This is a genomic window from Bacillus sp. TL12 (genome assembly GCF_022625245.1).
Lineage (GTDB): Bacteria > Bacillota > Bacilli > Bacillales > Bacillaceae_G > Bacillus_A.
In genome coordinates, this window is record NZ_JAJJBY010000030.1 from 48603 (window position 1) to 56079 (window position 7477).

General features: G+C 35.6%; 7 protein-coding genes, 6 tRNA genes, 1 pseudogene and 2 riboswitches. Of the genes and pseudogenes, 2 read left to right on the forward strand and 12 right to left on the reverse strand.

What is annotated here, in order from left to right; translation table 11 throughout:
• Position 1: 1 nt before the first annotated feature.
• From LOK41_RS21615 to tenA, 4 genes are read right to left on the reverse strand one after another with little or no spacing between them, the layout of a single operon-like run.
• Complete coding sequence (locus LOK41_RS21615; RefSeq protein WP_241818231.1) at positions 2-1003, reverse strand: ABC transporter substrate-binding protein; 1002 nt, start codon at positions 1001-1003, stop codon at positions 2-4.
• Positions 1000-1752 (reverse strand): ABC transporter permease, encoded by a 753-nt coding sequence (locus LOK41_RS21620; protein ID WP_241818232.1) that lies wholly within the window; start codon positions 1750-1752, stop codon positions 1000-1002. Before LOK41_RS21620 ends, LOK41_RS21615 begins: the two co-directional genes overlap by 4 nt.
• On the reverse strand, positions 1749-2498 hold the full coding sequence (locus LOK41_RS21625) for an ABC transporter ATP-binding protein (protein ID WP_241818233.1): 750 nt from the start codon (positions 2496-2498) through the stop codon (positions 1749-1751). The genes LOK41_RS21620 and LOK41_RS21625 overlap by 4 nt, the downstream gene beginning before the upstream one ends.
• Entirely contained in the window at positions 2467-3162 is a 696-nt protein-coding gene (gene tenA / locus LOK41_RS21630) for a thiaminase II (RefSeq protein ID WP_241818234.1), read from the reverse strand. Before tenA ends, LOK41_RS21625 begins: the two co-directional genes overlap by 32 nt.
• A gap of 84 nt (positions 3163-3246) precedes the next feature.
• Positions 3247-3349, reverse strand: a riboswitch (TPP riboswitch).
• A gap of 61 nt (positions 3350-3410) precedes the next feature.
• Positions 3411-3523: riboswitch (TPP riboswitch) on the reverse strand.
• Positions 3524-4313: 790 nt separating this feature from the next.
• Between tenA and LOK41_RS21635 the strand changes: the two are divergent.
• A pseudogene (locus LOK41_RS21635) lies at positions 4314-4487 on the forward strand (M23 family metallopeptidase); the annotation flags it as partial.
• Between the two features lie 6 nt (positions 4488-4493).
• Positions 4494-4826, forward strand: coding sequence for a hypothetical protein (locus LOK41_RS21640; protein ID WP_241818235.1), 333 nt, complete (start codon positions 4494-4496; stop codon positions 4824-4826).
• Between the two features lie 91 nt (positions 4827-4917).
• On the opposite strand, the gene LOK41_RS21645 is transcribed toward LOK41_RS21640, so the two are convergent.
• The 8 genes from LOK41_RS21645 to LOK41_RS21680 form a co-directional block, all read right to left on the reverse strand.
• On the reverse strand, positions 4918-6069 hold the full coding sequence (locus tag LOK41_RS21645; protein ID WP_241818236.1) for a DUF3965 domain-containing protein: 1152 nt from the start codon (positions 6067-6069) through the stop codon (positions 4918-4920).
• Between the two features lie 328 nt (positions 6070-6397).
• Positions 6398-6817, reverse strand: coding sequence for a CBS domain-containing protein (locus LOK41_RS21650; protein ID WP_241818237.1), 420 nt, complete (start codon positions 6815-6817; stop codon positions 6398-6400).
• Positions 6818-6991: 174 nt separating this feature from the next.
• Positions 6992-7063, reverse strand: a tRNA-Glu gene (locus LOK41_RS21655).
• Position 7064: 1 nt separating this feature from the next.
• Positions 7065-7139, reverse strand: a tRNA-Asn gene (locus tag LOK41_RS21660).
• A 3-nt stretch (positions 7140-7142) separates the two neighbouring features.
• Positions 7143-7219, reverse strand: a tRNA-Ile gene (locus LOK41_RS21665).
• A gap of 10 nt (positions 7220-7229) precedes the next feature.
• Positions 7230-7300: transfer RNA gene (locus tag LOK41_RS21670), tRNA-Trp, on the reverse strand.
• A 3-nt stretch (positions 7301-7303) separates the two neighbouring features.
• A tRNA-Thr gene (locus LOK41_RS21675) sits at positions 7304-7379 on the reverse strand.
• 18 nt (positions 7380-7397) lie between these two features.
• Positions 7398-7470, reverse strand: a tRNA-Phe gene (locus LOK41_RS21680).
• Positions 7471-7477: the final 7 nt, after the last annotated feature.

Sequence of the window (7477 nt, forward strand, 5' to 3'; positions counted from 1 at the left end):
CCTACTTTAAAATGTTTTCGAATAATTCATCGGCAGGAACACTTTCTTTTGTCATGCCTTTTTCTTTCAACCATTTATTTTGTTTTTCCCATGACTCTTTTGAATCCGATAAAAATGGCTCATCTTTCGTTTCCATTTTCTCTAATAAAATTTTCATACTTTCTTTTTCAACTTCTGGGACGAGCGGGAAGTTTTCTTTTTCTTGATGATCTAATAAAATATTTAGTGCCTCATCTGGATTTTTCTTCATGAAGTCGTATCCCTTTTTCGCACCACGTAAAAATGCTTGTAATGATTCTTTATCTTTCTTCAATGTTTTATCACCTGTGACAAAAACAAGTTCATGATAATTTGGCACACCGTAGTCAGCTGGGTTAAAGTATGCTGGTTCATGGCCTTGATGGCGCATAACAGGAACTTCATGGTTAATGTAAGCACCTGTAACAGCATCTACTTTTTTCGTAATTAACGCTGGTACTAAATCAAATCCAACATCTACTACTTTTACAGTATCAGGATTACCACCAGCTTCTTTTACCATCGTTTTTAAATACGCCTCACTTAAAGGTGTTCCTGAATAACCGACTGTTTTCCCTTCCAAATCTTTTGGAGACTGAATACCTGCTGATTTTAACGATACAACATGATTTAGTGGTGAGCGGACTACAGCTCCAATTGATTTCACTGGAATTTGTTCATTGGCTCTTGCGATGACAACATCTGGCTGGTAGTATAGACCAACTGTTACTTTTCCGGCTGCCGCTAATGTTAATGGATCGGTTGGATTAGAAGGGAATTTAATATTCACCTTTACTCCTTCTTCTTTAAAGTAGCCCTTTTCAATCGCTGCATAGATAAAACTATGAACTGCGTTTGGATACCAATCGAGCATAACTGTTACTTCTTTCTCGGCCTTTTTCTTGTCTGACACTGAATTGCTAGAACACCCTGCAATCATTGCAACTAATAATGTAAACACAAAGATGCGCTTTAATAATTTCATGAATGCTTCCTCCAACTAATAAATTTCTTTTCTAATATAGAAACAAGTAATACAAAGAAAATAGCTAGTAATGATAACAATACAATCGGTGCAAATACGCCTGCTCCGTCTAACTGCGTCATCATTCGTTTACTAAAGTAGCCTAAACCAGCTTGTGCCCCAAGCCACTCACCAATTGCTGCCCCAATTACACTAAGCGGAACAGCGATTTTTAAAGCAGAGAAAAAGTATGGAAGTGCAGAGGGCAACTTTAATTTTAGAAAAATATCTTTTTTCGTTGCACCATATGTAACTAAAAGCTCTTCCCATTCCTTTTTCGTACTGCGTAGCCCATCATACGTATTTACGGCAATTGGGAAAAATGTAATCAAAACAGTCACAACTACTTTGCTCCAAATAGAATATTCAAACCATAAAACAAATAATGGTGCTAGCGCTGTAATTGGAATTGTTTGCGATGCAACTAACAATGGATAAAATGCTCTTTCCATCCATGTACTAGCATTCATCAACATCGCGAGTCCCACACCGAGCACAAGTGAAATCACAACGCCTATTAACACAACGTATAACGTTGCCGGTAAATGCACAGTAAATAATATATCTCGCAGCGCCCACATTTTAGCTAGAATTGCAGTAGGAGATGGTAAGATGTACATCTCATCCACAATTCTAGCTCCCACTTCCCAAGCTATGAGCAGTATGCTACTTAAAATCAGTGCAGGCAATAACTCGATCACACGTTTCATACAAGCACCTGCCTTTGCAGCATACTAAGTAATTCATCTTTTAAAGCTAATATTTCAGGTTTATGCAAGTCTTTCCTTGAGCGATCTGGTCCAAGTGGTACAATACGTTCCGTCAAAGTTGTAATAGGCTGCTCTGTCACAACAAAAATCCGATTGGAAAGAAAAAGCGCTTCCTCCACATCGTGTGTAATAAATAAAATTGTTTTTTGCCACTGTTTCCATTGTTCAAACAACCATTCTTGCAAAGTTGCTTTCGTTAAGGCATCTAATGCGCTAAACGGTTCATCTAACAATAAAATGTCCCCGCCTGTTAATAGCGTCCGAATAAAAGATACTCGTTGCCGCATACCGCCCGACAAATCTTTCGGATATTTCCGTTCATATCCTTGTAAACCAAATTGTTCTAAAAGCTCTTTCGCCTTCAAATGCGCTTCTTTTTTCTTTATTCCCTGGCACTCTAACGGCAATGCCGCATTTTCAATAATCGTTCTCCACGGCAGAAGCATATCTTTTTGTGGCATATACCCTACAGGATGACTCGTTGTTTCTGTCAGTTGAATATTTCCAGCCGTAGGTTCTTCTAATCCTGTAATTAAACGAAACAATGTACTTTTGCCACAGCCACTCGGTCCAATGATGCTCACAAACTCTTTTTCTTGCACGAAAGCATCTAGGTCGTTTATGATTGGCTTTTCATCATAATGAAAGGAAACATTATGAAATTGTAGTATGCTCTTGCTCCTCAAAACCCCACATCTCCTTACGATACGCCATATCCCAGAATAAATACTCAAATCGGCTGGAATATAAGAAAATCTCTTCTAATTTAGCTAACTCTTGTTCAGATTTTCCAATCGCTAGTTCATTTAATAAATCTATTAACCAAATACAAAGATCTCCGTATTCTTCTGAGCTATAGCCTTGAATCCACTCCCCAAAGAACTCATGATCCCTTGCTCCTGGAATATCATTTAAACGCTTTCCAATTTCCCAATAGCTCCACATACATGGAAGAAGAGCCGCAATTAACTCTGCAAGCGTACCATTTTGAGATACTGACATCATATAGTTTGTATACGCTAAATTTTTAGCAGATGGTTTTGCCTCTTCTATCTCTTGTACAGAAATACCAAGGCGCTTTGCATACTGTTTATGAATCGTCATTTCTCCATTTAAAATGCCATCTATTTGTTCCGCAAATTTACCCATCACATGTGGATTTGTTGCCTTTACAACTCCAATTGCATATAGTTTTGCATAGTCTAGCAAATATAAATAATCTTGTACGATGTAATATTGGAATTTGTCTTTTTCTAACGTACCATCCCCCATTCCAGTTACAAATGGATGGTTATGACTTTTCTCCCAAACAGGCTGCACAGTTTCAAATAACCTCTCACAAAATTTCATTTATATTTCCCCTTCCTTTATATCTATTTATTAAAATAAAAAACCACTTCTATATAAGAAGTGGTTCAGCAAATAAGAATACATTTATTCATTGTTCCACTTCCCTACGCTAGCATAATCTAGATCAGGTCAGTAAGGGTTAAGGATTATTCCTCTCTCAGCACATAAAGCACCCCTAGTGGTTTCTACTATTCAATTATCAAATAAAAAAGCCCCGTTTCTCTGCGCAAAAGAAACGGGACTTACTACTTTAGTCCGAATTGCTTCCCTACGCTAGCATAATCTAGATCAGGTAATGAAAAGGATCTAAGACTCCCGGTCTTACTCTCAGCTGGCAACACCAGCTCTCCTAGCACAATATGAAATTACCATAGTCAGTATAACACTGTCATTGGTCATCAGCAACTGTTTTCATTTATTACAATCTCATTTATGATTAGCGGATCTAATCTTTCCATCAAGGTTCTACTTTCCACTTATATAAAATATGAAAAATAAATATTTATATAGGCATGAATCCCCATCGGCCTATGGCAGTTACAAAATAATTTTTCAACATATACGTTGATGCTATAAAAACAAAAGAAGATCTGCTCTCATTTTCTCTTTCTGTTTTAACTCGGCATGGGGCAAAAAAGGCTCTGACCGCTTCTATGCATGGGCGGATTCTCTCCCCCTAAAAAGAAAGCTTTTCTTTCGTTTTTTAATTCATATTTATATATCTATTCAGAAAATATCGATTATCTATTTATCCATATTCTAATAATCATTTATCTGTTATTCTTGTAATATATTTCGATTCCATTAAAAAACAGTTATTTTTTCTTATTTCATATTACAGTTATGTGAACAATGCACAAAGTATTATATCTTTATACTATAATAAAAAATATATTAATACATCTATGGGGGGCTAATATTAGATGGAACAGAAAGCTACAGCTTTAACGGCAACTACTGTCGCAGTCACATCTCTACTTCCATCCATAAATCAAGTAGATACACGTACTGTAGCAACTCAACAATTGCCTACCAAAAACACTCAATATATAAAACTCAATTCAAAAACATTATATTTTAATAACGAAATGAACACAAGGAATAATACTAATTCCTTAAAAAAAGCAAATACTTCATTTACTAAATCTACTAAGCTATATACAACCGTTCACGCTCATACGAAAGACCGTTCAGTACAAGTTGGTGATCAAGTTCTGATTGGACAATTATTAGAACATATGGGAAATACAGATCATTCATTTAGGCAGCATCATCATTTTGAAAAAACAAACGCAGTAAATCCACTGCCTTATTTGGTTCGGTAATATTATATGTCACGTAATATACCATTAATAATTGAGTATATAGCTTTTCTCGGTTTAATCTGTTGCTTAGTCATTTACAATACGAACCTTGTCTTTTTGGGTATCGTCATCTCATTTGTTGCTATTGAATCTTTGATGGAAGCATTCAAAATCCGACTGAAGAAACGAATTTCTCATATATATACTGCATTTATTATTATGAGCAGCTTAATAACAAATATCATTTATAGTGGTTTTCATATGGCTGCTATATTCCCTGTATTTTTTATAGGAGTACTAATCATTATTTCCCAATATATTTACATTCCTGAACACCGTAAAAATCAGCAAGAAGCTTAGAACAACCTTCTACATTTATGACTAAAAAAGGGATCTCACGTTTGAAGTGAGATCCCTTTTTCATATATGCATTATATTGAACAGCTTCTCTTTATCCACACGCATATCGCTCATAAATAAAACTTAAATTATACTTCTTTTCTAAGCCCATTCGTTGTGCATCATCGCACCAGTAAAATAAAATATCATGAATTGTTGCATAACGCTTATTCTTTAGAAATTGCTTAATAAATGACGGTAAACAATCGTGTAATTGTATAAATATATAATTCCGTAACATTTCTTCCTTATGTTCAATTCCTTTACAAACATGCATCAACTCTTCACAATAATATGCATGTTGCGGAACTTGAATCATTTCAAAAAATGGTACATATGATAATAGTTTTCCAATGAAGTGCTCATATCGATTCATAAATTCAAACGACATATGCTCCATCATTTCCTTCATTACATACAGATAATCATCCACATGAGTAGTTTTTAGAGGATTAAGACGGTCAGAAATTTGAGCAATTACAGCTCTTTGACATGCAACAACAGAGCGACTTGGTCCATAATATGTTAAAAAATCCGTACACTTCCGATATTTTTTTAATAAGTCATATATGTATAAGTCATAAACGTATGTATTACAGTATATTGCTAAATTCATCATCTCTTGATCTAATTCTTCTTTAGACAATCGTTTTGCCTGTTTACAAATATAAAAGAATGTAAGTTCCATTACTTCCTTATGTGATAATAGCTTTTCACATTTTTGAATACATTCTTCATTTAATTTAATTCTTTCCCATATCATTGCATCTCTATTTTCCAATTCTCCAATGCGATATTTTACAATTAAGTAGTTCCAAGCCACAACTTGGGTTAAAATGTCCCAAGTTTCATATTCCATGGATGTATGTACAAATTCATCTAATTTATGCTTCACCATAAATGTATAAGCTTCCTTATACCAACCAATTTTTTGGCACAAATGAACAATACGAACTAAAGTTGGTATTTCATCTTTATGAAACTGTGGCAAATCCTTCACTTTATTTATTCCATATAAAATAAACGGAGCCAAGTTTTCTTGTTTATAAAATTCTTTTTCTTTCCAGGCTAAAATTGTCCGTTCTTTGCCTTCGCCTTTTGGATGATTTGGTACAAGTAAAGAAAATAAATCTGCAAAATTAGTTGGTTCCACATAGGCCTCTGTAACCAAATTCCAATTTGGATTACTCTGTACCTCCCTCATATTATTTCCCCTCCGTTTCTATTTATATATGAAATCTTTGATAGCCTAGTAGATAATCATAATATTATTATATTCAAAATCTCTTATAAAACTTATATTTATTATATCATTTTTTAACATAACAAAAATTAGTAATGGAAATTGTTAAATAAAATTTCAAATGAACTTAACATATGTCATTCTCCAGATACACTTAATGGAGAATCTTTATATCCATGCGTAAGATTTTGGATACGTTTTAATCACAATATAGCTTTATTTGCATTATTAATAAAACGTATCCACCCTTACCTATTCTCTAAACGAAAAATAATCTGCATATACTCCTTTATTCTGTATGCTCGGAAATTTCGCTTAAAGCAAATCCTGCTTGATCATCAGCTTTCTCTGCTATTGCTAAATCCCCTAACGCTAACAGCCCAACAAGCTGGCCATTCTCAACTACAGGCAGTCTCCTAATTCGATGATGCGCCATTAACTCTGTAGCCTTTTCAATAGGGTCATCAGGAGAAACAGACACAATTCCTGTAGTCATGACATTTGTAATTTTATTAGACCCAGGATGTTTCTCAGCAATTCCACGAACAACTAAGTCACGATCAGTGACAAGACCAACAACTTGATCGTTCTCTACAACTGGAATCATTCCAATGTCCTCTTCTTTCATTTTCACAGCAGCTTCATATACATTATCTAACGGTGTACACTGTACAATATCGGTACTCATAAATTCTCTAACTGTTGTCATGTAGCTTTATTCCCTCCTTTTTATACATACTATAGTTTTTCCAAATTCCCTTTATTTATTATGAAATAAATAAAGGGAATTTCAAATTAATGTTATCGTATATACAAAAAGAAAAAGCTTTCACATTATATTTTCACAAGAAAAAAGAGCCAGCTAATTGCTGACTCTTTTTTATGACCCGTACGGGATTCGAACCCGTGTTACCGCCGTGAAAGGGCGGTGTCTTAACCACTTGACCAACGGGCCATGGCTCCGCAGGTAGGACTCGAACCTACGACCTATCGGTTAACAGCCGATAGCTCTACCACTGAGCTACTGCGGAATATGGTGGGCCTAAATGGACTCGAACCATCGACCTCACGCTTATCAGGCGTGCGCTCTAACCAGCTGAGCTATAGGCCCATATTTCTTACAGGGGCAGTAGGAATCGAACCCACACCGGAGGTTTTGGAGACCTCTGTTCTACCTTTAAACTATGCCCCTAAGTGGTGCCGGCTAGAGGACTTGAACCCCCAACCTACTGATTACAAGTCAGTTGCTCTACCAATTGAGCTAAGCCGGCTTTTCAAAAAAAAAAAGATGGCTCGGGACGGAATCGAACCGCCGACACGAGGATTTTCAGTCCTCTGCTCTACCGACTGAGCTACCGAGCCTTTATGT